22 protein-coding genes and 1 pseudogene are annotated in these 23,422 nt (G+C 45.8%); 9 read left to right on the forward strand and 14 right to left on the reverse strand.

Features of this window, described 5'->3' with window-relative positions:
* Positions 1-121 precede the first annotated feature (121 nt).
* Both AB4351_RS17150 and AB4351_RS17155 read left to right on the forward strand, forming a co-directional pair.
* Positions 122-1,492 (forward strand): ATP-binding protein, encoded by a 1,371-nt coding sequence (locus AB4351_RS17150; protein WP_108092646.1) that lies wholly within the window; start codon positions 122-124, stop codon positions 1,490-1,492.
* Positions 1,489-2,154: a response regulator gene (locus tag AB4351_RS17155; protein WP_010432275.1), complete on the forward strand. Its 666-nt coding sequence runs from the start codon at positions 1,489-1,491 to the stop codon at positions 2,152-2,154. The genes AB4351_RS17150 and AB4351_RS17155 overlap by 4 nt, the downstream gene beginning before the upstream one ends.
* A 75-nt stretch (positions 2,155-2,229) precedes the next feature.
* On the opposite strand, the gene AB4351_RS17160 is transcribed toward AB4351_RS17155, so the two are convergent.
* From AB4351_RS17160 to AB4351_RS17185, 6 genes are all read right to left on the reverse strand, one after another.
* Positions 2,230-2,889, reverse strand: a complete 660-nt coding sequence (locus AB4351_RS17160; protein ID WP_108166877.1) for an HAD family phosphatase — start codon at positions 2,887-2,889, stop codon at positions 2,230-2,232.
* Position 2,890: 1 nt separating this feature from the next.
* The gene (locus tag AB4351_RS17165) at positions 2,891-3,910 is read right to left on the reverse strand and encodes an ABC transporter ATP-binding protein (RefSeq protein ID WP_017078395.1); all 1,020 of its coding nucleotides are present in this window, start codon (positions 3,908-3,910) and stop codon (positions 2,891-2,893) included.
* Positions 3,910-4,695 (reverse strand): ABC transporter permease, encoded by a 786-nt coding sequence (locus tag AB4351_RS17170; RefSeq protein WP_372126688.1) that lies wholly within the window; start codon positions 4,693-4,695, stop codon positions 3,910-3,912. The genes AB4351_RS17165 and AB4351_RS17170 overlap by 1 nt, the downstream gene beginning before the upstream one ends.
* On the reverse strand, positions 4,695-5,588 hold the full coding sequence (locus AB4351_RS17175) for an ABC transporter permease (protein ID WP_372116816.1): 894 nt from the start codon (positions 5,586-5,588) through the stop codon (positions 4,695-4,697). The genes AB4351_RS17170 and AB4351_RS17175 overlap by 1 nt, the downstream gene beginning before the upstream one ends.
* Positions 5,585-6,472: an alkaline phosphatase family protein gene (locus tag AB4351_RS17180; RefSeq protein ID WP_372126690.1), complete on the reverse strand. Its 888-nt coding sequence runs from the start codon at positions 6,470-6,472 to the stop codon at positions 5,585-5,587. Before AB4351_RS17180 ends, AB4351_RS17175 begins: the two co-directional genes overlap by 4 nt.
* Positions 6,473-6,533: 61 nt before the next feature.
* The gene (locus AB4351_RS17185; protein WP_372126692.1) at positions 6,534-7,637 is read right to left on the reverse strand and encodes an ABC transporter substrate-binding protein; all 1,104 of its coding nucleotides are present in this window, start codon (positions 7,635-7,637) and stop codon (positions 6,534-6,536) included.
* A 211-nt stretch (positions 7,638-7,848) separates the two neighbouring features.
* Here AB4351_RS17185 and AB4351_RS17190 point away from each other — a divergent pair, with 211 nt between their 5' ends.
* On the forward strand, positions 7,849-8,577 hold the full coding sequence (locus AB4351_RS17190; RefSeq protein ID WP_372126694.1) for a UTRA domain-containing protein: 729 nt from the start codon (positions 7,849-7,851) through the stop codon (positions 8,575-8,577).
* Between the two features lie 133 nt (positions 8,578-8,710).
* On the opposite strand, the gene AB4351_RS17195 is transcribed toward AB4351_RS17190, so the two are convergent.
* The 4 genes from AB4351_RS17195 to AB4351_RS17210 form a co-directional block, all read right to left on the reverse strand.
* Positions 8,711-9,565: an amino acid ABC transporter ATP-binding protein gene (locus AB4351_RS17195; protein WP_017070176.1), complete on the reverse strand. Its 855-nt coding sequence runs from the start codon at positions 9,563-9,565 to the stop codon at positions 8,711-8,713.
* Positions 9,558-10,223 (reverse strand): amino acid ABC transporter permease, encoded by a 666-nt coding sequence (locus AB4351_RS17200; RefSeq protein WP_372126696.1) that lies wholly within the window; start codon positions 10,221-10,223, stop codon positions 9,558-9,560. The genes AB4351_RS17195 and AB4351_RS17200 overlap by 8 nt, the downstream gene beginning before the upstream one ends.
* 115 nt (positions 10,224-10,338) lie before the next feature.
* Positions 10,339-10,980 carry an amino acid ABC transporter permease gene (locus AB4351_RS17205; RefSeq protein ID WP_017066356.1) on the reverse strand — a complete coding sequence of 214 codons (642 nt, stop codon included), beginning with the start codon at positions 10,978-10,980 and terminating at the stop codon, positions 10,339-10,341.
* Between the two features lie 131 nt (positions 10,981-11,111).
* Positions 11,112-11,978: a transporter substrate-binding domain-containing protein gene (locus AB4351_RS17210; protein WP_065584482.1), complete on the reverse strand. Its 867-nt coding sequence runs from the start codon at positions 11,976-11,978 to the stop codon at positions 11,112-11,114.
* 239 nt (positions 11,979-12,217) lie between these two features.
* Here AB4351_RS17210 and AB4351_RS17215 point away from each other — a divergent pair, with 239 nt between their 5' ends.
* Positions 12,218-13,732 carry a PLP-dependent aminotransferase family protein gene (locus tag AB4351_RS17215; protein WP_372126698.1) on the forward strand — a complete coding sequence of 505 codons (1,515 nt, stop codon included), beginning with the start codon at positions 12,218-12,220 and terminating at the stop codon, positions 13,730-13,732.
* 167 nt (positions 13,733-13,899) lie between these two features.
* On the opposite strand, the gene AB4351_RS17220 is transcribed toward AB4351_RS17215, so the two are convergent.
* Positions 13,900-15,216: an aspartate aminotransferase family protein gene (locus AB4351_RS17220; RefSeq protein WP_061038567.1), complete on the reverse strand. Its 1,317-nt coding sequence runs from the start codon at positions 15,214-15,216 to the stop codon at positions 13,900-13,902.
* 362 nt (positions 15,217-15,578) lie between these two features.
* Between AB4351_RS17220 and AB4351_RS17225 the strand changes: the two genes are divergently transcribed.
* Together AB4351_RS17225 and AB4351_RS17230 are read left to right on the forward strand one after the other, a co-directional pair.
* Positions 15,579-16,274 carry a sulfite exporter TauE/SafE family protein gene (locus AB4351_RS17225; protein WP_017061223.1) on the forward strand — a complete coding sequence of 232 codons (696 nt, stop codon included), beginning with the start codon at positions 15,579-15,581 and terminating at the stop codon, positions 16,272-16,274.
* Between the two features lie 12 nt (positions 16,275-16,286).
* Entirely contained in the window at positions 16,287-17,039 is a 753-nt protein-coding gene (locus tag AB4351_RS17230; protein WP_017061222.1) for an SDR family NAD(P)-dependent oxidoreductase, read from the forward strand.
* Between the two features lie 151 nt (positions 17,040-17,190).
* On the opposite strand, the gene AB4351_RS17235 is transcribed toward AB4351_RS17230, so the two are convergent.
* Positions 17,191-19,623: a response regulator gene (locus AB4351_RS17235; RefSeq protein ID WP_372126700.1), complete on the reverse strand. Its 2,433-nt coding sequence runs from the start codon at positions 19,621-19,623 to the stop codon at positions 17,191-17,193.
* A gap of 88 nt (positions 19,624-19,711) precedes the next feature.
* Between AB4351_RS17235 and AB4351_RS17240 the strand changes: the two genes are divergently transcribed.
* A complete protein-coding gene (locus AB4351_RS17240; RefSeq protein ID WP_372126702.1) occupies positions 19,712-20,470 on the forward strand; it encodes a substrate-binding periplasmic protein in 759 nt (252 codons plus the stop codon).
* Between the two features lie 174 nt (positions 20,471-20,644).
* Here the strand turns inward: AB4351_RS17240 and AB4351_RS17245 are convergent, their stop codons facing one another.
* Both AB4351_RS17245 and AB4351_RS17250 read right to left on the reverse strand, forming a co-directional pair.
* On the reverse strand, positions 20,645-21,205 hold the full coding sequence (locus tag AB4351_RS17245) for an NADAR family protein (RefSeq protein WP_372126703.1): 561 nt from the start codon (positions 21,203-21,205) through the stop codon (positions 20,645-20,647).
* Positions 21,206-21,395: 190 nt separating this feature from the next.
* A complete protein-coding gene (locus tag AB4351_RS17250; protein WP_017061218.1) occupies positions 21,396-21,590 on the reverse strand; it encodes a hypothetical protein in 195 nt (64 codons plus the stop codon).
* Between the two features lie 218 nt (positions 21,591-21,808).
* On the opposite strand from AB4351_RS17250, the pseudogene AB4351_RS17255 reads away from it, so the two are divergent.
* Positions 21,809-22,663 (forward strand): annotated as a pseudogene (locus AB4351_RS17255) (ABC transporter ATP-binding protein); the annotation flags it as partial.
* Positions 22,660-23,178 carry a transcriptional regulator gene (locus AB4351_RS17260; protein ID WP_372126705.1) on the forward strand — a complete coding sequence of 173 codons (519 nt, stop codon included), beginning with the start codon at positions 22,660-22,662 and terminating at the stop codon, positions 23,176-23,178. The pseudogene AB4351_RS17255 and the gene AB4351_RS17260, both read left to right, overlap by 4 nt.
* The last annotated feature ends 244 nt before the right edge of the window (positions 23,179-23,422 follow it).

A 23,422-nucleotide genomic window follows, 5' to 3' on the forward strand; every position in this document is an offset into this window, starting at 1 on the left:
TTATCTCATTTTATTGTCTTAACTCACTCTATCGTCTTAATTCACTTTAATTTCTGGAGAGAACGTGCGCATATCAATTTTCACCAAACTGTTTGTTTCAATACTAATGGTATGCGTGACCATGCTCTTTGTACTGACCTATTTTATTAACTCCAGTTTTCAAAGAGGGCTCCAAGATTTCACAAATAATAATGAGATTGCCCTAGCTCAAGAACTCGCCAATAACTTAAAGCAATATTACTCACCTTCCGAAAAGTGGAGGCGGCTAGAGCGTGAACCACATTTAATCGCCAGTAGCATTAGCGGCCCCTCACGACCACATCCTCGTGACAGACACCCATCGCCACCACCATTAAGAGAGCCGGAAGCGCCAGGCCTTCAACCTATTTGGCAACGACTCAACATTTTAGATCAAGACGGGCGAGCCATAATTGGACCGCCTGAAAACCTACATCATCTTGAAGATGGTCAGCATCAAGCACTAGTCGAAATAACACTGGATGATCAAGTTATTGGGTATATCTCCATCGTCCAGATGGATGAAATATCAGGGCCTTTAGCAGAAAGCTTTTTCAAACAACAAACGACGCATGTAAGCACTATCGCATCGATTACCGTGTTGCTTTCATTCCTTATCTCTTTGTTTCTTGTTAGGCGATTTTTGAAACCATTGCGTGCTTTGTCGAAAGGTGCCAAATCTATCGAAAATGGCGATCTCGATTTCTACATTAAAAAAAGCGGCAATGATGAATTGTCCGATCTCATCGGAATATTCAACGGTGTTGTCGAGACACTAAGAAAACAGAAAACACTTAGAGAACAGTGGTTATCAGATATTTCACATGAACTTAGAACGCCTATCACCGTGCTTAGAAGTGAACTAGAAGCGCTACAAGACGGTATCCGATCTCCTGAACCAAAATACATCGACTCGTTACATCAACAAATCATCACACTAGGTCAACTCGTTGAGGATCTTCACCAACTCTCCCTGTATGACATCGGATTTAACCTCAATGTTAAAAACAACGTTGATATACATAAACTGATTGATTCTGTGATCGTTCAAAACTCGATCCGTTTAGAACAAAAAAACATCACATTAACAAAGCACTATGACCATTCGGCGCCACTGTTTACCTCGTGTGATGAGAGATTACTGACACAACTGTTTGTGAATCTGTTAGAAAATAGCGCGCGATACACTGGCGATAATGGGTATGTATCGATAGATGTTACCGACATTAGTGATAGTATTATTATCAACGTTGAAGACAGTGATCCAGGTGTACCTGATGCATCACTTCCACGTCTATTTGAGAGGCTTTACCGCGTTGATAAATCGCGTAGTCGCTCAAGTGGCGGTTCTGGACTTGGATTATCTATCTGTAAAAATATCGTTGAAGCGCACCAAGGACACATTACTGCCGACCACTCAGAATTGGGTGGACTACGAATCATCATAGCGTTACCAAAGGAAATAAAATCGTGATTTTAGTCGTCGAAGATGAGCCTGCATTAGCAAGTGTACTGTGTGAGTACTTAGAGCACTCTGGCCTTGAAAGTCATCATATTATCGATGGTAACCTTGTCATTGACTGGGTAAAGCAAGCATCGCCTAAACTCATTATTCTCGACCTCATGCTACCCAATAGAGACGGGTTGGATATTTATCGAGAGCTGAGAACGTTCAGTGACATCCCAGTGGTTATGGCGACAGCCAAGGTCGAAGAGATCGATCGACTCGTTGGGCTTGAATTGGGTGCAGATGATTATATATGTAAGCCGTACAGCCCGAGAGAAGTAGTCGTGAGGGTGAAAAATATTTTGCGCCGTTCCAACAAGCCCCAAGCCACGTCAGCAACGAACGCCATTGATATTGATGAATTGAGTATGACCGCCGTCCTATGTGGTATTAAGCTAAGTTTAACGCCAGCTGAGTTTCGGCTTTTGCACCTTCTCTATCAAAATGTTGGCCGCATTTATAGTCGCGATCAATTGATTGATAAAATCTACGACGATAGAAGAGTGGTCAGTGATCGCACTATCGATAGCCATATCAAAAACTTACGCAAAAAAATGGTCTCGATAAATGAAAAATGTGACTACATCAAATCCATTTACGGGATAGGTTACAAACTAGAAATAGAATAATACGAATCAAAAAGCCGCTGTAGTCAGCGGCTTGATGAGTTCTAGAACGAACCTAATTCGAATATAAGATTCAATTTAATCCCAGTTGAGAATCGACCAGTTCGGTTGTTCAGCTAACGCTTTTAAACGCGGACATGGGTTCACCAGATAGGCAAAATCGGCGTGTTCACACAAAGGTAAGTCGTTGATTGAATCCGTATAAAAGTGAATGTCTGAGTAGTTAGTTTCTTGATTGTCTAACCACTCTTTTAAACGCGTCACTTTGCCTTCACGATAGCTTGGTACGCCTGATATTTGAGAAGTAAAACGGCCTTGGTTTTCAATCAAATCAATACCGAGTGCATTCTCGATACCAATCTTACGGCCGACCGCTTCTACTAAGAAAGTGACGCTGGCTGAGATGATCAACATGTCGATATCGTCACGCTCTAACTGCTCAATCAAAGGTTTCGACTGCTTGAACTGTTTAGGCAAAATATGCTGTTCAACACACTCTTCCACCAAGGCGGTGACTTGCTCTGTTGGCATATCGGCTAATGGCTGCATGGAAAACGTGAGGTAATCTTCCATGTTCAGTTTGCCTTCCGAATACAGGCCCATTAAGCGTTTATCTTCATCAATAAAGTTGGGCGCAGTGGCAATGCCCTTTTCAACCAAGAACTCATTCCAGAGCATCGCTGCATCGGCATTGATCAGCGTTTCGTCCATATCAAATACATACAAAGGTTTGAACATCTTAGGCTCTCACAGGTTGAATTTCGTTAAGGTTAAACAGGAGTTCAAGTTGGCTGCCGTTTGCCAACAGTCGCTCAGAGGAACGGTTAAGTAAATCGACAGTTAATTCACATTCATCGACGTCCACTTGGTAGCGAATCACATTACCCAAGAGCTGGTGGTTACGAATTGTGCCCGTTTTCGGCGCAGAGATATGCTCGCCATACTGTCGGCCTTGCTCTTTCACGTAGATAGATTCAGGGCGAATCGCCACTTTCCACTCTGTTTCAATATTGAAAAGTTGCTTGGCTTTGTTCGCTTGCACCAGATTGTAGTGCCCCATGAACCCAGCAACAAACTCATTAGCAGGTTGAGTGTAGATCTCTTCGGGTGTGCCGGCTTGTACGATCTCACCTTTATTCATCAAGAAGATGCGGTCAGACATGATCATCGCTTCTTCTTGATCGTGAGTCACGAAGATCGTGGTCAGGTTCATCTCTTTTTGAATATCTCGAATCTGTTGGCGAAGGTGTTTACGGATCTTCGCATCCAACGCCGAAAGTGGCTCATCGAGCAATAGAATACGCGGCTTGACCACCAAGGCTCTTGCCAAGGCAACACGCTGACGCTGACCTCCCGAAAGCTGATGCGGGTAGAATTTCTCTTTACCCGTTAAGTCCACCAGTCCAATCACTTTCGCCACTTCACGTTTAATCTCGTCAGCAGCAAGCTTTTTCATCTTGAGGCCAAACGCAATATTGCCTTCAACCGTCATGTTCGGGAACAGCGCATAAGATTGAAACACCATGCCGATGCCACGTTGTTGCGGCACTTGGTGAGTAATCTCTTCACCGTTGACCCAGATCTCGCCACCATCAACAGGATTCAGGCCAGCCAAGCTGCGCAGTAGAGTCGATTTACCACAGCCACTTGGGCCAAGCAGAGTAATGAATTCGCCCTTCTCGATGGAAAATTCAATATCTTCAAACACCGTGTTGTCACCAAAGCTCTTGGTGAGGTTTTTTGCATTTACATAGCTCATTATTTTGTTCCCTGGCTGAAACGACTTGCCAACCAAGTCAGTAAGAAAATAAACAGGAAGTACGTCATCACAAGGGCTGACGTGAAGTGGCCGCTGGTTTGACGCATGTTGTATAGGTAGATTTGCAGTGTCTCGTAACGTGTACCCACCAAGATATTGGCAAACACGAACTCGCCCAATAGGAACGAGAACGACAAGAACAGTGACGCCATTAAGCCTTTCTTAAGGTTTGGCAGAATAATCAACAAGGATGCTTTAGTAGTACTCGCGCCGAGCAGGTGTGCCGCGTCCATCAAGTCTTGCAGGTTGATCGCTTCAAAGCTGTTGGCAATCGCGCGGTACATGAATGGCAGCGCGATGGTGAAATAAGTACCAATCAAGATCCACGGTGTGCCAATCAGTGATATTTCGCTATCGGCATACAACTGAAGCAAGCCAACCGACGACACCACGGGTGGCACAGCAAATGGCAATAAGATCAGGATATTCATCACCTTGTCGAGCTTCGGAAAATAGTAAAACACCACGAAAATCGCAGGCAGAACCAACACCACACTCAATGACAGCGCCGCCACACAGATAAATAGCGAACGACCAAAGGCTTGTAAGAAGCGAGGATCGGTCAGCAGGTTGATATACCAATCTAACGTGAAGCCATCCGGCAGGATCGTCGCGCCCCATCGAGAAGAGATCGAGTAGATAAAGGTCGCTAAGATCGGGATCACCATGATGCCGACAATCGAATAGACAACCGTTTTATGAAAGCGAGTATTTACGGTATTCATTACTTTCTCTTCCCTGCGTAGCTTTTGCTGATCAGCCATTGGTTAATCACGGTGATGAAGGCCAGCATCGCCATCAGAATCACAGAAATTGCGGCGGCTAGGTTTGGTTCTAAGAACAAGTCGCCCGATACCAAGCTCGCGATTCGAATCGTAATCACGTTGTAGTTGCCCGAGGTCAAGGCATACACGCTCGCATAGGCGCCAATCGCATTGGCAATCAAGATGATGAAGGTGCCGAACAAAGCCGGAGATAACACAGGCAGCGCTATTTTGGTCCAGTATTGCCAAGTTTTCGCGCCAAGCAATGCAGAAGCGGCTTGCCAGTCGTCACTCAGAGCATCAAACGCTGGATAGAGCAACAACACCGCCAATGGGATCTGGAAGTAGATGTAAATCGCCAGCAAGCCCCACTTGCCGTAAAGGTCGAAATCACCCAGCAATCCATACTGCTTGAGCAACAAGGTAATCGCACCGTTGGTCCCAAGGATGATGATGAAAGCGAAAGACAACGGAACGCCAGAAAAATTACTGCTCATGTTGGTGAAAGCAATCACCGCATCGCGGATTTTAGAATCAACGCGGCGCAGTGAAGAAACGAGCAGAGTCGCAATCGCTAAGCCAACAATGCTCGACCAAATCGACAACCATAAACTGTTGCCAAAAGCCTGCATCATAAAGGCAGAATCGAACACTTCAGCGTAGTTTTCGATAGAGAGTTCGTCGTCATAGAAGAAGCTGTTGATCAGCACCCAAACCATAGGTGCCAGTTGGAACAGATAGAAAAACAATGCGAAAGGCGCAAGCCACAAAGCGGGCTTGAAGCGTTGAAACAAAGATTTGGTTTTGGGTTTAAGCGCAGAGCCATCGCTCTGCGTGATTACAGAACTGCTCATAGGGCCAACAATTCCTGAGTGTAAGATTTATCGTGATCTAAGTTGAGTAGCTGACACACGCTGCCGCAGATGTCGGTCTGTTTCACTGCACAAGCTTGGTGTGTAAACTTATCGCCAATCACAAAGAAAGGCACTTCACGCTCTTCAGGCAGAATGCCACCATGAGACAGGTCATTGTTCATGCCATGGTCACTGGTGATGATCACTTGATAACCATCATCTACCCATTTCTCAAGGTAGTTCGATAGGTAGATATCCGCGCCACGAGCACTATTACGGTACTGGCGAGAATCCAGCCCGTGCTTATGTCCCATGTCGTCAATGTTCATTGGGTGAATCAATAAGAAATCAGGCTGATGAGTGACGCGCAGGTGCTCAGCATCCAAGAACAAGGCTTCATCTGGGTAGTGGTCCCAGTGGTAGAAACAACCGTGTTGGATGTTCATGGTTTCATCGTTGGTGAAACGGTCACGTACTGCATCAAATGGCGCTCGGTTATATAACTCGCTCACCCAATGATATGCCGCTGCAGCCGTCACTTTGCCCTGCGATTTAGCCAAGCTAAAGATCGACTCGTGATTCGATAAACGCACGATTTGGTTGTTAACGATGCCACTCTCGACAGGGCGAACCCCAGTTAAAATGCACTCATACAGTGGACGGGACATAGATGGCAGCTCACACTGCACAGGGTAAAGCGTGGCGCGCAGCTTGTTTTTTTGCGTGCTCATGACTTGCGAATCGCCTTGTTGATTTTGGGAAACGCTGTGATTACTGTTTTTCGAGTCACTAAGTTCTAGAAGGCCGTTCAGGTAGCCCATGCAATCACGGGCTACCTGATAGTTCAGTCCATCTAGAACAACAAGGATAACCTTATTGCTCATGGTCTATTCTCTATTGCTTGTTTCTATAAGCCACCTATTGAAGGTGGTGTGTTAAGCGGGGTTATTGCTGGTGAATCAATACGCTTTCTTGCCATTGACGTGGCAGGCGACGTGCTGATTTTTCCCATGCTGAGAAGTCAGTCACTGGGTGAACATTGCTGTATTCATCGTTTGAGATCAGCTTGTCTTGTACTGATTGAGGTAGCGTAACGCTGCTACGGATTGGGCGCGCGTAACCTTCTGCTAAGTTGATTTGGCCTTGGTCACTGAAGATGTATTCACGAGCCAACTTCGCCGCATTCGGGTTTTTCGCGTATTTGTTGATGATGGTGGTGTAACCAGAGATCACTGAACCATCTTGTGGAATGCTTACTGTAAAGCGCTCACGGTCGATCTTGTCGCGGTAGTTCAGTGCATTGAAATCCCACATGATTGCCACTTCCACTTCACCTTTTTCAAGGTTCGCGATGCTTGGATCTGTGTAAGACAGGCGGCCTTGCTTCGCTAGCTCACCAAAGAATTTAATCGCTGGTTTTAGGTTCGACTCGTCACCACCGTTAGCAAATGCAGCCGCTAGAATTGCGTTGTTTGCTTGCGCAGCTACGCCTACATCACCGACTGTTACTTTGTAGTCGCCTTCTAGTAGATCGCTCCAAGATTTTGGGGCATCTTCAACAAGGTTATTGTTTGAAATGAACGAGATAGTACCTGTGTAAGCCAGAGCCCAGTGACCATCTTTGTCTTTCGCCCAGTCTGGAATGTCATCCCAAGTCGTTGGCTTGTATGGCTGCGTTACGTCTTTCTGCACAGCGACACGTGCAAAGGCGAAACCAACGTCACCGATATCTGCGGTTGCGTTTCTTTTCTCTGCTTCAAATTTCGAGATCTCTTGTGCCGAGCTCATGTCTGTATCCTGATGCTTCAAACCGTAGTTTGCTTTCAGGTCAGCCCATGTGCCTTTCCAGTTTGCCCAACTGTCTGGCATACCCACACTGTAAACTGCACCCTCTTTTTGAGCGGCTTCAATCAGTGACTCAAGATCAGCATCCTTCGCCATCGCTGGCATTGAAAGTGTTGCCGTTATTAGCGTTGCGCCGATTAATTTTGCAGGTGAACCAATCAGTTTGGCTGGCGATACAGTTGAACGGCTAAGCAAAGTTTTCATTGTCTCTATCCCTCTGGACTAGGTCAGTAAGTTCGTTTTGTATGCTATCGCCAGAGTGTGACGCTTTCGCGCAACTTATTTGACAGTTAGGGTGCATTTTCGTGGCAGTTATATTTCACTCATATGACAGTAAGCCTTTGTTTACTGTCACATTCCTGTTAACTCCATGGTTTACCTTATTGAGCATACGAACTTATGGACTAGATCAGTAATGAGAACATTGGCTACAGCGCAATCAGGGACACAGCTAGGCAGAATTAAGGCGAGCATTAGAGAGCAGCTTCAATCAGGCATCTTCACCGAAGGGCAAAAACTGCCATCCGAAAGAGAGCTCAGCGAGCTGTTTTCAACCACACGAATTACGCTCAAAGATGCGTTGGTCTCATTAGAAACCGAAGGTTTGATATACCGAGAAGAGCGCCGAGGCTGGTATGTGTCACCCGAACGTGTTCGCTATAACCCATTATCACGTTCTCACTTTCATCAAATGATTCGCGAACAACATCGTATTGCAGCAACCAAGTTGCTCAGCACCCGAACAGAAATGGCCGCAGGCGATTACGCCAAAGCATTAGAAATAGAACAGATAACCCCGATACACGTGATTGAGCGATTACGCTTTATTGATGGCAGAGCGGTGCTGTTTGTTGAAAACGTCTTAAAAGCGCCGTTGTTTGAGAAGGTGTTGTCAGAAAACCTCACCATGTCACTAACAGGAATCTACCGAGAAAAATACGGCTACGAGACCCAACGCTCGCGTTTTGATGTGATTCCCACTTCTGCCCCTGCTCATGTCGCCAAGGCGCTGAATTTGGCAGAGGGCCAGCCTGTTTTGAAGATCTGCCGAGTGAACTACAAACAAGACGGTGAGCTAATGGACTGCGAGTTGGAGTACTGGCGACCGGACTCTGTGGTGATTCATATTGATAGTATTGGTTAGCGCCACATGGCCATTTGTATAGTTTTAGGCTTAAGTTTAGGTTTGGGAAGAAAAAGCTAACATACAAAAACTCCGACAAATTCTGACGGAGTTTTTTAACGATCGAACCTTGAAGCTGTGCAAGCTATCTAACTCATGAATCAAGCTTGAGGAACTGTCTTACCCTTGATGAATCTGGGTTAGTGAAAAACTTCTCTGGGTTGGATTTTTCAATCAATATGCCTTTTTCAAGAAACACCACCTGATCCGATACCTGACGCGCAAACTCCATCTCATGTGTCACAACCACCATGGTGTAGCCCTCTTGCGACAGTTTCTTCATCACCAACAACACCTCTTCGACCAATTCAGGGTCGAGCGCGGACGTTGGTTCATCAAACAGCAACACATCCGGTTCCATCGCGAGAGCTCTGGCAATCGCGACACGTTGCTTTTGCCCACCCGATAACATGCTTGGGTAACTCTCTAGTTTGTGTGACATCCCAACCTTGTCGAGTTGCTTACGAGCCATCTCCTCGGCGTCTGATTTCGCTATCTTCTTAACATGAACCAGCGCTTCCATGACGTTTTGCAACACGGTTAAATGCGGCCACAAGTTGAAGCTTTGGAAAACCATTCCAAGACGCTCTCGAAGTTTCGCCAACTCTTTGTATTTGAGTGGCTTACCCGTTTCAGAGTTGATACCAATACGCTCATCACCCATAAAAATCGTGCCGCGCTCTGGCTGCTCTAACCAGTTCATGCAACGCAGTAGCGTCGATTTCCCCGAACCTGACGAGCCGAGAATACTCACCACATCGCCTTTGTTGATGTTGAGGTTGATGTCTCGCAGTACTTCGATGCCATCAAACTGTTTCGACAGGTTTTCAACCTTGATGATCGTCTCTCGTTCTTCCAATAGTGGCTCGCACTCAATCACTTCCAAATTCACGCCCAAAGAAGGGTTAATCGGTGCTTCCGTTTCAATAATCTCTGATTGTTTAAGCATGGCTAAGTCCTCTAAGTTCAACTTTGGTTTGGATTCGTTTGGTGATGGTTTCAAGTGCAATACTCACGGCCCAGTAGAGCGCGATAGCAATGATGAACGCATTCAATGGGATGAAGTAGGTCGATTGAATGCTGTTGGCGGCCGCGGTAATTTCTGCGACGGTGATGATGCTAAGAAACGCAGTGTCTTTTAAGCAGATGATGAGTTGGTTCGTGATCAGTGGAACCGACTTAAACAACACATTTGGGGTAATAACTCGGGTAAATGTTTTGAATTTAGAGAAGCCATAAGCGTGCGCCGCTTCGATGTAACCAGGCTCTAACCCCTTACGAACACCTCTGAAAATCTCACAGAAATACGTACCATGATAGAGGCTGAGTGCGATGATTCCCGCAGTCACTGCATCTAGTCGAATGCCAACCTGAGGCAAACCGTAATAGAGCAGATAGGCAAAAATCAGAAACGGTAAGGTGCGCATCATGCCTATCAAACTGTTGATGGTGTACTTAACACCGAGTCTCGAGTTTTCGAGACAGTACAACAAACCAATGCCTATGACGAAACTCAAGATTGAAGACGAAACAAAAAGATAAAACGTGGTCACAAAACCAGAAGCAAACAGCTCTTTTTGTTGCCAGATAATATTCCATTCTTCCATATTTACTCCTTAAATTTACCCACTCAATGACGCTTCACAAGCAGGTAAATGGTGTAGCTGACCAAGTAGTGATGACGGCCAAACTGTTGCTGCTACTGTAAACAGATGTATGCACTTATTGCTGCAGATAAGTGGCTCGGTTTTCAGCCACAGCTTGCAACTTCACCAACACGCCAATAATCAACATGTAAATGGCACCGGCACATAGAATCGGCCCAAGTGGTTCATAGGTAACCGCAGAGATTCGATTGGTGACACGAGTTAGGTCGACGATGCCGATCACCGCAATCGCTGGGCTGCCTTTGATTAAGAACGACATCTCATTGACTAGCGCTGGTAGGCTCATGATCACCATTTGCGGGAACATGATGCGGCGAAAATAAGTGATACGTCTCATACCAATGGCTTCTGCCGCTTCCATTTGTCCTTTTGAAAAGTTAAGAAAGGCATTGCGCCAAATCTCTGCATTGAATGCCGATGTATTGAGTGTGAGAGCTAAAATAGCAGAAACGTGTTTATCTAAATTGATGCCAAATGACGGAAAAGAAAGGAAAATAAACAGAGCCAGTGTCACCAAAGGCGTTGCTCGTGCCCAGCTGACATAGATACCCAACATTTGATCCACAAACGGGATTTTCATCATTCTAACTAAGGCAATCATTAGGCCGATGACGACACCTAATACAATCGATACTGCCGATATCCATGCCGTTGCCCACGCGCCCTGTAGTAACTGTTCCCAAGCGTAATAATCCATAAACGACCTCTTTGATCAGCGACTTCTTTCGATAGATTGTGCGCCAAAGACTCATGGGTTAAACCGCTTTGAACCCATTGGCATGGACACAAACAGCCGCTAACTGTTTGTGTCGGCGCATGCTTATTCATCTATTGAACGGCTGTTAGCTTGTGATACTGCTCAACCGAAGTGATGGCTTCTGAAGGGAGTTGGTCGAACGATTCACCGAACCACTTCTTCTGCAACTCTGCCATTTTTCCTGTTTGCTCAAGGTGTAGGAAGAATTCCGTTAGGTAAGCCAAAAGCTCAGGATTATCTTTAGGAACTGGCCAGCTAACGAAACCTGGGCCAGAGACTGCTTCGCCTTTTTTGAATACCTTTGACTTCGACTTCACTACCTCGTTAACTGAAACCACACTGTTGATCACATAGTCTATTCGGCCGATTGCCAAGTCGGAATACGCTTCTGGGTAGGATTGATACTGCACCACTTTACCCAAAGATTTGCCTTGTGCTTCGAGCATCACTTCGAGCTCTGGAAGCCTTTCTAGCAAAGCACTGCCCGCTTGTAAGCCCACTGTTTTTCCATCTAAATCGGCTACCGTATTAATATCTTCCGCGTCAGCTCTGGTTAAGAAGTAATGCTGCGCTGAAGCGATAGGTGGAGTGAAATCAAAGGCCTTCAAGCGAGCATCGGTAATGATCGCGCCAGTTAACGCCACATCATATTGACCCGCAGATACCGAAGCGAGTAGTCCTGTCCAAGGTAAGATCTCTTGTTCGATATCGAACTTCGAATATTCACGTAACTCATCAAGCAAATCTTTGTTAATCCCCGCAGGCTTACCGCGGTCGATATAGTTGAATGGAGAGTAGTTGTCTTCTGTCGCCACTTTCATGAAGCCTTGCTTTTCGATGGCTGCAAGCTCCGATGCTTGTGCGACTCCAAAACAACCCAGTACAACTGTCGCTGCCGCTGTTGAAACCCATGCCTTCATCGTCATTCCCTGTTTCATACGCTTTCCTTATCGAGATTATTTGCCTGCCTTTACTTTATGAACGGAATGCATCGGAGACGTAGAGCCAATTTAATTTTCAGGTTGGGACAGAACGATTTTCTAGTTTGGGACAACGTAATTTTCGGGGTTGAGAGAGAGCAAAACACACTCTTAAAACATCAATATGAACTCTGGCGCATTTCTTGCTCTTTTATACAAATTGGACTGAGGTTCACTGAGAATAAGGACTGTATCTCATGGCGATAAATCACAATTGTTTCATCGAGTTTGATTCCAAAAGAAGCCTGCAAGAACAAGTACGTAGCTATTTGGTGACGGCGATATTGAATGGTATTTTTCCGGCTGAACAAGCGCTTCCGTCTTGTCGTAAGCTGTCTAGCCAATTGGGTGTTTCACGCAATACTGTCTCCTTGGTGTACGACAGTTTGCTCGACGATGGCTACCTCATCAGTAAGCCTCGCAGTGGTTATTACCTTTCAGAAAAGTATGAAAACCCGAGTGATACTATCGACGCGAGTTTGGATCATTTTGAATCAGCCGACAGCGACAATGCACCGGATTGGAGCAAACGCGTTAAGCTGCAATTGGGCCAATACCCACGCATCGTCAAACCCTCGCATTGGAGTTGTTACCAATACCCATTTATTTTTGGCCAACCCTCTATCAATGACTTCCCATTGGCGCAATGGCGAGAAGCCACAAGAAAGGTCACCTCTGATCCACATGACCATCGCTGGCTGTGTGACAAGGTCGATAAAGACGTCGACATGCTGGTCGAACAGATACGCACAAGGGTGCTTCCTCAGCGTGGTATTCACGCCCAAAGTGATGAGATCCTCATAACCTTAGGTTCGCAGAATGCACTGTATTTGATTTCGACTTTGCTCATGAACCATCAGAGCCGAGTCGGAGTCGAGAACCCCGGCTACAAGGAAGCGAATCACATCTTTAATCTCGCAGGTGCGCAGTTACACCCGCATCAAGTAGATGAACAAGGATTGAGATTCAATGAACACTCTTCACTGTGTGATCACTTCTATGTCACGCCCAGCCACCAAGCTCCAACCGGCGTCACCATGAGTGACGAACGTCGAACTCAGTTACTGGAAATGGCCAAAGCCAATGACGCGGTCATTATCGAAGATGACTATGACGCCGAGTGCAACGTGGAGTGGAACCCTAAACCCGCGCTAAAAGCCAGTGACAAGGAAGGACGTGTCATCTACGTCAGCAGCTTCTCTAAGCTATTAGCACCCGGCTTGAGGTTAGGCTACATCGTGGCACCTGAAGAGTTGATCTACGACCTTAGAATACTGCGTCGCTTGATGTACCGACATGCGCCAAGCCGCGTTCAGATGGAAGTGGCGCACTTTATTGAACAAGGCTACTACGACAGCTTTGTGAGGCGCTTTAGGGAAAACACGCGCCAGCGCTGGAAGCTTATCAACGATGCAGTCTTGAAGTACCTACCTGACTGCAAGCGACTGGCTCAGAGTGAACAAGCCAACTCTCTGTGGCTACAAACGCCCAGCCACATCAATAGCCAACGTTTAGCATCACGAGCTGCCCAAAAGGGCATATTGATTGAGACAGGCTATTCACACTTTATGACTAATACCGAAACGGAATCGGGCTGTGAAGCATTGTCAGAATATGACCCCAATTCCTATTTTCGATTGGGCTTTCACGCCATCGACAAAGATCTGATCGCACCCGGTATCAAAGAGCTGTCAGAGGTGATGAAGATCTAGCATCACTCAAAAGCTGTTTGCCCAGAGTGATTCTGTGGATAAACGTAAAAAGAGCATCAATCGATGCTCTTTTGTCGTTTCTGAAGGTTAGGTTTGGCACGTTGAAAAGAACGGGGAGTCCTTTGTCAAAGTGCCTTAGTTGCTGTGTTGGCTATCTTATTGGAGGCTTAAGAAGCGAGCTCAAACAACACTTCATCAATGATCTTAACGCCTTTCTTTATCTCGCTTGGCTGAATAACCAAAGGTGGCGCAACGTGAATGCGGTTATTCACAATGAAGGTCAACAGGCCTCGCTTGGTCAATTGTGCTTTCAATTGCCCCATTTTTTCATTGCTTAAAGGCGTCTTGCTTTCACGATCTTCCACCAGCTCTACAGCCCAGAACATCCCTTTACCGCGCACATCACCAATCATAGGGTGCAACTCTTGAAGGCTCAGTAGAAGCGGTCCTAGAACGCTGTTACCGACGTTATCAGCATGTGTGACAATGCCCTCTTGCTCCATCACATCGAGCGTTGCAACGATAGAAGCCATCGCCAAAGGATGACCAGAGTACGTTAAGCCACCCATAAAGAAGTTTGACTTAAAGTGCTCAACGATCGGTTCGCTGACCACCACGCCACCAGCCGGCACGTAACCTGAGTTCACCCCTTTCGCGAAAGTAATCAGGTCCGGTACGACATTAAAGTGCTCAAACGCGAACCACTTACCCGTGCGACCAAAGCCGACCATCACCTCATCAAAGATCAATTGAATGCCATGTTTGGTTGCTAGCTCACGCACGCCGATAAGGTAATCTTTAGGCGGAATGAGAAAGCCAGCCGTTCCCGGAATGGTCTCTAGGATAATCGCCGCAATCGCCGTTGGTCCTTCGCATTCAATCACTCGCTCTAAATGCTGCAGGGCACGCTCACTCTCTTCTGCCTCAGTCGCCGCGTTGAATTCGCTTCGATAGAGAAATGGATTGAAGAAGTGAACGTGCCCACGGCTATACTCGTTTGGAATTCGACGAAAGTCCCCCGTCGCAGCAATAGCAGTACCTGTATTGCCATGGTAAGAACGGTAAGCAGATAGCACTTTGTCGCGCCCTGTAAATTGTCGCGCCATCCGAATCGCATTTTCGTTGGCGTCTGCGCCTGCATTGGTAAAGAACACCTTCTTAAACGTGCTTGGCGCTTTCGACAAAATGCGCTTGGCCGCCAAACCACGAGTGAGGTTGGCTGTCGCAGGGGCAACAGTTACCAAAGAGTCCGCTTGATCTTTAATGGCTTTGATCACTTGTGGATGCTGATGACCAATGTTGGTGTTAACCAGTTGGCTACTAAAATCAAGGTACTCTTTACCTTCGTAGTCCCACATTTTGCATCCTTGCCCACCCGCAATGGCGATAGGCTCCGCTGCTTCTTGAATCGACCAAGAATGAAATACGCTCTTGTCGAGGTCGATAATATCTTGGTTCACAAGCTGTTCTGTTGATACTTCCATTTCATCGTCTCCATTAACAACACTAGATTCACAGCCGCTCGTGCTTGGCTCGTCTTCGAGAATGAAAGACACAAAACACGACATTGAAAAGGCTGCGCTATCGGATGGAATAATCTTCATCCCAAACAGGGCGGAGGTCATAGTGTCAGTTTCAACAAAACATTGGGCCAGTACATCAGCCCAAGTCTCATCCCCGATCCAACAAACAGCCTGACCCAATCCAATCGTCGATCTGGCTCTATTCAAAACTCTTAGGTGTGAATAGATTGAAAGGCAGACGAGACAGGTCTCATCGAACGCTAATTAACGCAGCAGCAATATCAAAAGCAAAGAGGTGAGCAAGAGTGGAATTAGGATTAGCGATGACATTGATTCTGTTTGCAGGAGTAGTTCGAGGCTATTCAGGATTTGGGTTTGCGATTATCGTAGCGCTTTCCCTCAGCTTTATTGTTCCACCATTGCAAGCGGTAACCATCGCTATCTTGTTGGACTTTTTAAGTGCCTTTCCTCTGCTCAAGCGAAGTAAAACTACCATCAATATCCGGCTTATTGCGCCGCTGTGTATTGGCATGTTGGTTGCGGTGCCTTTCTCGCTGTATTTCATTAGCACGATATCGGAATCAGGCTTGAAGGCCTTTATCGCGATGATGTCTTTGGTCGCTGGCACGCTGATTATTTTGGACTTACGCCTCACTTGGTTGCACCAACGACACGCGTTTTGGGCGGGAGCCATTTCGGGGTTTAGCATGACCACCGCTTCTTCTGGAGGTCCGCCATTAGTGACGTATTTGATGAACCTGACCATTAAAACCAGTGAACAGAGAGCCACCGCGATTGTGTTTTTTCTGCTGAGTTCAGCGATTTCACTGATCGGCTTCATATGGATTGGCGCATTTAACCAAGAATCGTTCATCACAGGTTTATGGCTATTACCGGCAGCTTTGATTGGCAATGTACTGGGGCAAAAACTGTATCTATCAGTACCGAACTTGTCTGCAAAAACAACGACCGCGCCGATTTTGATCGGCATGGCACTACTTATGTTAATTTCAAATTAGAAGGATGTATTTATGGATAAGATAGCGTTCATTACAGGGGCAACCTCTGGTTTCGGCAAAGCGGCAGCAAAACGTTTCGCAGAAGATAACTGGTCGTTAGTGCTGTCTGGTCGTCGAATCGAAAGGCTACTCGACCTAAAGGAAGAATTAACGGTGCCTGTGCATGTAATTCAACTCGACGTTCGAGACGCAGACGCCGTAAAACAAGCCATTGATTCACTACCTGCTGAATTCTCATCGATCACCGCATTGGTCAATAATGCTGGGTTAGCTTTGGCACCAGAAGGCGCGCCTGATGTGGACTTGAAAGACTGGCACACTATGATCGATACCAATGTCACAGGCTTGGTTAATGTTACTCATGCGCTGTTGCCTACGTTAATTAAAAAAGGCGCAGGAAGCTCAATCATCAATGTTGGGTCAATCGCCGGACAGTGGCCTTACCCAGGAAGCCATGTGTATGGTGCCAGCAAAGCGTTCGTAAAGCAGTTCAGTTACAACCTACGTTGTGACTTACAAGGCACAGGGGTACGAGTGACTGACCTCTCCCCTGGTATTGCAGAAACGGAATTTACTCTTGTAAGAACTAAAGGTAACCAGACGGCTTCAGACAACCTTTACCAAGGCACTACACCGTTGTCAGCAGAGGATATTGCCGAGCAGATGTTTTATATCGCAACCTTGCCAGATCACATCAACATTAACCGAGTCGAAGTGATGCCGACACGTCAAGCATGGTCTGCGTTCGCAATCGATAGAGATTAAGTTCAAACCGACACATACAAAAAAGGTGGTCTTTTCAGACCACCTTTATCATTTCTTTCACACGATACTTCAAATATAACCAACGGCATAAAAGACTATGTCTAATTCGCCTCATTACTCTTTTAATGAAAGTAAGATTAGAGATACTCAACTAAACAATGTGCTGCTCATGTTCTTTGTTTGATTCCGTCTCTTTCGACAAGAAACTCGCTACGATCTCTCTCAGTTTGCCTTGGTTAACCGGTTTAGGTAAAAACTCATCCATGCCTACATCGAAGCACAAATGCTTGTCTCGCTGCACGACGTTGGCCGTCAGCGCAATGATTGGAATATGCTTTGCAGCCCCTTCTTCGAGCGCTCGGATCTGCTTGGTCGCTTCGAAGCCATCGAGAACCGGCATCTGACAATCCATAAAAATCATCTCGTATTCGTTGGCTTTGAATTTCTCGACACCAATTTCACCGTTGTCGGCAATATCAACCTCAAAGCCAAGCTTCTTGAGCATCATCTTGGCGACTTGTTGGTTTACTCGCGAGTCTTCAACAACTAAAACTGTACCACTAAATTCTCCGGCAACTGCGACAGGTTTTGACTCTGCTTGAATTGGAGCTTGTTTATCGGCTGGTGTGGCGTTTACAGAGACAATGGGAGCATCTTTAACAACCGCTGCAGGTTTACTTAACGTCACAGGTTCATTGTCTTTAAACGCAACCTCTCCTCTGTTCGGATAGGTAAAGACTGAAGTATCAGCCGCTCTCGCGAGTACCTCACTGATGGTCCATTTAAGCTGATTATCTTGGTAAGGACGCGCAATGTAGGCAACAAAACCGACTTGTTTAGCACGAGCTTCATCTTGCTTTCTAGGGGCAGCAGAGATCATCACTAACTTGGGACACTCGCTACCAAAGCGTTCAACTAAGCTTCTCGCCAGTTGAAAGCCATCAACGGACGGCATTACTTTGTCTATCAGAACGAGATCATAAGGTGATGACTTAGCCACAGACTCTGAAACCAACTCTAACGCTTGGTTTGCCGTTTCACAGCACTCAGACTTAACGCCAAAGGATTGAAGCTGTGTAGACGTTATACGCATGTTCAGCTGGCTATCATCCACAAGCAGAACCGAAACCTTATTGAAATCGATATTGCTTTCATCGGCTTCTAAACACGGGTCAAAGTCAGCCGTAAAATAGAAGGTACTGCCTTTACCTTCAACACTGGTGAGTTCAAGCTTGCTGCCCATCAATGTCACTATCTTCTCGCATATTGTTAAACCAAGCCCTGTGCCTCCGTAAATACGGGTGGTACTGCCGTCGGCTTGTTGAAACTTATCGAACACCGATTTCTGTTTGTCTTCTGCAATACCGATACCGCTGTCGACAACCTCGAACCTCACTCTGAGTTTTTGCTCAGGCTCAACCACCTCTTCCAAACGAAGCGAGAGCGTGACGTGGCCATGCTCGGTAAATTTAATCGCGTTGCCTACTAAGTTATTTAGGACTTGTCTTAGTTGAGTACCGTCGCCAATCACCATGGTTGGGATCTTAGGGTCGATCGCTAATTGGAATCGAAGCCCTTTCTGTTCGGCTTTCACTCGAAAGGTTGATTCAACGTCGGCCGCAATGCCCATCATTTTCATCGGCTCTTGCTGAAGCTCTAGTCGCCCCGCTTCGATCTTCGAGTAATCGAGAATGTCGTTGATTAAGTCGAGCAACGTAAGCGAAGAGGTGTTGAGCATGTTGATGTACTCTTTTTGCTCTTTCGGCATATCCATTTCAGAGAGCAAAGACGACAACCCGATAATCCCATTCATTGGTGTACGGATTTCGTGACTCATATTGGCAAGGAATTCACTTTTATTACGGTTGGCCACCTCAGCAACATCTTTAGCTTTTTCCAGCTCTTGATATTGTTGACGAATACGTTCTACCGATCGGTTATAGCTACTCTCTAGAGTCGATATCTCATCTTTGTAAGTAGAGTGAGTTGGCGTTATAAAGCGCGGTTTGTTGTCTTCGACCTGTTGTTGGTTGATTTGGGAAGACATAGTCATCAAACGTTTTACGACAAGACGATAGACGATGGTTAAACATACGAGAGACAACAAGAAGATTTTAACGGCTTCGAAGGCGAGCAACAATAACACTCGTTCTTCAAAGTCATCTAGGATCATGCTCAAGTCTGATTGCACCGTGAGCGTCGCCAACGGGAAGTCTGTGCCGCCCATCTGGTGCACCATTTCCCAAGACTGAGAATAAGATTGGCCTTCGGTCTTTTGACCTAACTCTAGAATTTTTTCATCGGGACTTTCGATAAGAAGGTAACTGACCGAAGGGAGGCGAGAGATGCCTTCGGCTTGCACAAACAATTGCTCTCGATCTTCAACCCACAAACTTGCCGTTAAACCAGAAAGGTAGCCAGCCTTGACCTGCTCGATCTGAGAGCTGATAAAAGAAACTCGACTTTGGTACTCTACATACAACCCGAGACCTGTCACTATAACTGTGAATAAGGTACTGATCGCTATTATCATCCCGATCAACTGTCGGGAGAGTCCAACGTAGCGTTTTCCTTTTGTCACCATACACAAATTACCATTATTGTTATCCTAGCAAACTACAATTACTCAACTAGTATAATAGTAGTCATTCATCAAATAACTAGGGAAGGTTATGAAAAAACATCTTATCGTTGCATCCATAGTCAGTTTGTTTTCAAGCAGTTATGCTTCTGCAAGCGAACCTCTTCACTACTACATTATTGCGAGCCAAGCGCAACCTTTTCAAATCGAAACTGACGGGTCATCTCACAGAGGAATTGTTTCAGATATTGTGGAAGCCGTTTTTGATGACAGCCAATATGAGATCAACTACCACACCTACCCTTTTAATCGAATGATCGACAAGCTCGATGCGAGAGAGAATCCAAACTGGGTTACCTATGGCAGCCCTAGTTGGGGGAATATTCAATCTGCGAACCTATCTGAAGACCCGATTTACAATGTAAAACACGTATTACTCAGCAGCGGTAAAAAGCCATTTGAGTTCAATACAATCGATGATCTCGATGGGAAAGCCGTGGTATTGCTGAAAGGATTTGAGTATCCGAACTTGGAACCTTATATCCAACAGGGCAAGCTCAACGAGATTCGAGTAAAAGATTACACTGCTGCGTTTCGTGTCCTGAACCGAGCACCTGGCGACACCGTGTTTGTGGAAATGGAATCACGAATCAAATACAACCTAAACGAGCAAAAACTGAGTATTGATGATTACCAGATGCATGAGTTTGGTTCTGTCATCAATAACTACCCTATCCATTTGGCGTTTGACCCTGAGATGGATCCTAAGCTGCAAAGCTTCATCAACCAACGCCTAGACCAAATGAAAGACGATGGACAGCTTGACGACATCGTACATAGTTACTTATAGCACCAGCGTAACGTAGAACTTATCAACGGATAGCTTAGTCACGTACGTTAACTCTCGTTGATGCCTGACTCTCTAAAACCGAAAAGGCCGCCCTGCTTCATACTAGATAGCAGGGCGGCCTTTTAAAAGCGTCTAAGGAGTAATGATAAGCATGCCGCTATCTGAATCGACGAATCAGTGCGAAGCAATTAAATGCAGTTGCTGAGTGCGAAGCTGGTGACGCACTGCCATCAGAATCTTACCCAAATGGTTCTCGCCGGTTCCATCGCCGCCATCGCCCCAGAAGTGGTCTTTGTGCGAATGTTCTTTGATCACCGAATCTCCGGTATTGGTAAGAAACAGCGCAAACTGTGGATTCTGTCTGAACTTCTCCGTCACAATAAACTGCATCACTTCAACACGAATGTCATACCAATCTTCGCGAACTTGGTCTTCGTAGTCACGACTTAAAGAGAACGCTTCAGCAGGTGTACTGGCTTCCAAAATGGTATTACGTAGCGCTTCGGAGGCAAACTTCATCGCTTGATAATAATGTTCGCTGGTTGCCCAAACTTGATCACCCACCTTGATAGGACAAGCGGCAAAATTTGACAGGTATCCGTTCGGATCTTCGGGTTCGTAAAACAGCACTTCTTTAGCTTGAGCCACAGAATTAGACATAGCCTTCTCCTTACCAACGACATCACATATTTTTGCTTTAACTTTAAAATTAGTGGCGTTGCATATTGCTGTCAAACAACTTGATTAAAGAGTATGCCATGGGCGTGTTTTTAGTCTTAAGTCGATGATTTCAAAAAGGGTATAGCGAAGCTGTAAACTAGAGAAGAGAATCAAACTATTGATCTTGCATAGATAAGAATTATGAAGAAGTGCTTATAAATCAAAGGGTGGCATGGTGCCACCCTTCTAAATGCAATGGGGATTATTAGTGAATAAGACCTAGCTCCCTCGCTTCTTCCAGACTCAAACCGCTTTCTCTAATTTCTCTTAGAGTCTCGATACGACGACGAGCTTCAGCAGACTTCATTTTCTTTTCTGGTTTGAAAGATACTTCTTCTTCAGCATCCCACTTGTTTGCAATATTTGTCATTTCATCATGGTTGATAGAATTAATGGACATGTTTTCCTCCGAAAAGCACCATGTAATGGACAGGTAATCTGTAGCAAATGCTTTTTCGCTTGTTAAGAAATTCTGTACTGAAGTGTGATGATTCCGACGCTTCACAAAGCTAATTAATAAATGCCTCATTTAAACTTTGCCAAAGCCATTTTCTGCAATTATATTTAAAAGATTCCCCATAAGAAATGTGGTTTGATCCAACTCTCATTTTCCCCTCTTTCAATGCAATCAAATCCGTTAGCTTTCACATAGGCTAAGGCGAGATTTTCGGCTTAGCCGGAGAATCTGGCTGCGGGAAAAGCACCTGCGCACGATTGATGACCAAGGTTTACCCTGCGACAGAGGGAGAGATACTGTTCAAAGGCAGAGACATCTCTACGCTGAAAAGCCGTAAAGATATCTTGGATTATCGCAGCCGTGTGCAAATGGTGTTTCAAGACCCCTTTGGTTCACTCAATCCCACTCACACTATTGATCACCATTTAACGCGCCCACTTAAGATCCATAAACAGGTAGCCACTAAACAGGCTCTCACAGAGCGCCTCAAAGAGTTATTAACTCTGGTGGAGTTACCCATCGAAACGCTAGCCAAATACCCGCACGAGCTCAGTGGGGGCCAAAGACAGAGGGTTAACCTAGCCAGAGCACTGGCCGTTGACGCTGAGGTTATTCTTGCTGACGAACCCACCTCGATGTTGGACGTTTCGATTCGACTTGGCGTGTTGAACTTGATGCAAAAAATGAAGAAAGAGTTAGGCATAGGCTTTTTGTACATAACCCACGACCTTGCCACGGCACATTACATCGCTGAAGAGACGGCGGTGATGTACAAAGGGCAGATCGTCGAGTGGGGATCAACCCAGTCGATCTTGACCAATCCACAACACCCGTACACTAAGTTGTTGATCTCTGCGGTACCAGATCCCGATCTGCCATTTGGCGAACTCGTCAAAAATGAGCCAAACTATTCAATAGACGCTGATCGTATTCGAGAGCAGAGCAGTGAAATACAGCATGAAATCAAACAAGTTTCTGATAATCACTTTGTAAAACAGTGGGATAACGTTGCATGAATGAACTAGACACTTGGTTAGAGCGGATCGGAGATTGGTACAAAGACCGAAAGCATGATCAAGTGGACCGGTTAGAACCTTTGATCTTAACGCCTCCAGATGCGCTCTGGGGGCCATTGATCACGGATGAGCAGAACAAAGGCATCGCATGTTGGCTAGACGGATGCCTGAGAATCTTTACTTTCTATCGCCACCTCGCGGATTCATCGAATCCGGACTTGGCTTCGCAGGAGGCCAACAGCTCAAGCCATCAAGATAAAGCCTACCAATACCTAATGTTTGCCTACAGTAAGCTGCAAGCGGTGTCATGTGACCCAAAATCAGAAGCAGGATTGCAAGAGTGGTGTACACAGCGGCTACAACACTTGTGTGTATTGGCTTTGGAGTTTACGAACCAACAGCAAGAACCACGTTGGAAAGCAGAGTCTGAAAAATTGATCGAGTCGCATGTACGCTTTATGGCAACCCATCCCCGAAACGATGATCAAGGAATTATTCAACGCCATCTCCACTGATCAAGCCCTTCTCGATCAAGCATCAAATCAGAATCTCACCAGAGCTAGATCCGTAGAAAGCATGATCGAGCCTTGATCATGCTTCCGCGTTTAACTCTGTAAGCTATTGAATTTTAATGATTGACTGAATTTTAGGCAAAAAAAAGCGAGTCCCTTGGGAACTCGCAAAAATCTATTCAGTATGATGTAACAAAATATGAGCCAATCTATTAATCACAAGAAAGGACAAAGGTTGTCTATTCGG

Origin of the sequence: Vibrio sp. 10N.261.51.F11 (genome assembly GCF_041471665.1) — a bacterium.
Lineage (GTDB): Bacteria > Pseudomonadota > Gammaproteobacteria > Enterobacterales > Vibrionaceae > Vibrio > Vibrio crassostreae_C.

What these genes read in the sequence shown, in the direction of transcription:
- AB4351_RS17250 (WP_017061218.1), bottom strand. Translation starts at nt 21,590, where the DNA reads ATGTCCATTAATTCTATCAACCATGATGAAATGACAAATATTGCAAAC.
- AB4351_RS17150 (WP_108092646.1), top strand. Translation starts at nt 122, where the DNA reads ATGCTCTTTGTACTGACCTATTTTATTAACTCCAGTTTTCAAAGAGGG.
- AB4351_RS17260 (WP_372126705.1), top strand. Translation starts at nt 22,660, where the DNA reads ATGAATGAACTAGACACTTGGTTAGAGCGGATCGGAGATTGGTACAAA.
- AB4351_RS17190 (WP_372126694.1), top strand. Translation starts at nt 7,849, where the DNA reads ATGAGAACATTGGCTACAGCGCAATCAGGGACACAGCTAGGCAGAATT.
- AB4351_RS17240 (WP_372126702.1), top strand. Translation starts at nt 19,712, where the DNA reads ATGAAAAAACATCTTATCGTTGCATCCATAGTCAGTTTGTTTTCAAGC.
- AB4351_RS17165 (WP_017078395.1), bottom strand. Translation starts at nt 3,910, where the DNA reads ATGAGCTATGTAAATGCAAAAAACCTCACCAAGAGCTTTGGTGACAAC.
- AB4351_RS17170 (WP_372126688.1), bottom strand. Translation starts at nt 4,695, where the DNA reads ATGAATACCGTAAATACTCGCTTTCATAAAACGGTTGTCTATTCGATT.
- AB4351_RS17220 (WP_061038567.1), bottom strand. Translation starts at nt 15,216, where the DNA reads ATGGAAGTATCAACAGAACAGCTTGTGAACCAAGATATTATCGACCTC.
- AB4351_RS17230 (WP_017061222.1), top strand. Translation starts at nt 16,287, where the DNA reads ATGGATAAGATAGCGTTCATTACAGGGGCAACCTCTGGTTTCGGCAAA.
- AB4351_RS17185 (WP_372126692.1), bottom strand. Translation starts at nt 7,637, where the DNA reads ATGAAAACTTTGCTTAGCCGTTCAACTGTATCGCCAGCCAAACTGATT.
- AB4351_RS17210 (WP_065584482.1), bottom strand. Translation starts at nt 11,978, where the DNA reads ATGAAACAGGGAATGACGATGAAGGCATGGGTTTCAACAGCGGCAGCG.
- AB4351_RS17205 (WP_017066356.1), bottom strand. Translation starts at nt 10,980, where the DNA reads ATGGATTATTACGCTTGGGAACAGTTACTACAGGGCGCGTGGGCAACG.
- AB4351_RS17175 (WP_372116816.1), bottom strand. Translation starts at nt 5,588, where the DNA reads ATGAGCAGTTCTGTAATCACGCAGAGCGATGGCTCTGCGCTTAAACCC.
- AB4351_RS17195 (WP_017070176.1), bottom strand. Translation starts at nt 9,565, where the DNA reads ATGCTTAAACAATCAGAGATTATTGAAACGGAAGCACCGATTAACCCT.
- AB4351_RS17235 (WP_372126700.1), bottom strand. Translation starts at nt 19,623, where the DNA reads ATGGTGACAAAAGGAAAACGCTACGTTGGACTCTCCCGACAGTTGATC.
- AB4351_RS17225 (WP_017061223.1), top strand. Translation starts at nt 15,579, where the DNA reads ATGACATTGATTCTGTTTGCAGGAGTAGTTCGAGGCTATTCAGGATTT.
- AB4351_RS17160 (WP_108166877.1), bottom strand. Translation starts at nt 2,889, where the DNA reads ATGTTCAAACCTTTGTATGTATTTGATATGGACGAAACGCTGATCAAT.
- AB4351_RS17215 (WP_372126698.1), top strand. Translation starts at nt 12,218, where the DNA reads ATGGCGATAAATCACAATTGTTTCATCGAGTTTGATTCCAAAAGAAGC.
- AB4351_RS17200 (WP_372126696.1), bottom strand. Translation starts at nt 10,223, where the DNA reads ATGGAAGAATGGAATATTATCTGGCAACAAAAAGAGCTGTTTGCTTCT.
- AB4351_RS17180 (WP_372126690.1), bottom strand. Translation starts at nt 6,472, where the DNA reads ATGAGCAATAAGGTTATCCTTGTTGTTCTAGATGGACTGAACTATCAG.